This window comes from Massilia sp. MS-15 (assembly GCF_020176695.1).
Classification (GTDB): domain Bacteria; phylum Pseudomonadota; class Gammaproteobacteria; order Burkholderiales; family Burkholderiaceae_D; genus Telluria; species Telluria hydrophila.
In genome coordinates, this window is the sequence record NZ_JAIWIA010000104.1 from 1 (window position 1) to 466 (window position 466).

1 pseudogene is annotated in these 466 nt (G+C 53.9%); it reads right to left on the reverse strand.

What is annotated here, in order from left to right:
• Positions 1 to 466, reverse strand: a pseudogene (locus LCI23_RS20470) (mannose-1-phosphate guanylyltransferase/mannose-6-phosphate isomerase); the annotation flags it as partial.

Here is a 466-nt window from a genome sequence, read left to right on the forward strand (position 1 = left end):
CATAATGGCCCCATGGGCGATACACCCGAGTATGGTGCATATGCTCGGTACGTTCGGTCACCTTAAGGTGCTCGACAATGTTCTTAACGCGCTGTACATGGTCCTTGCGTGCAACAAGAACCGCATCCGGTGTCTCGACCACGACGAGATCATTCACGCCAACCACCGCCACAATGCGGCTTTCAGCGCGTACGAAGGTATTAGTGACACCATCCAGATACACGTCTCCCCGCTGAACGTTGCCATCGACGTCGGCAATTTGTACATCGGCCAAGGCCGACCAGGATCCGACGTCACTCCAACCAATGTCCGCAGATACGACTACGCCTCTCTGGGTGTGTTCCATCACTGCGTAGTCGACTGAGTCAGAAGGGCAAGCTGTAAAAGCTGCTTCATCCAAACGGCAGAAATCGAGGTCTCGATAGGCATTTTGCATTGCTTCATGCGTCGCCTTAGCAATTGCTGG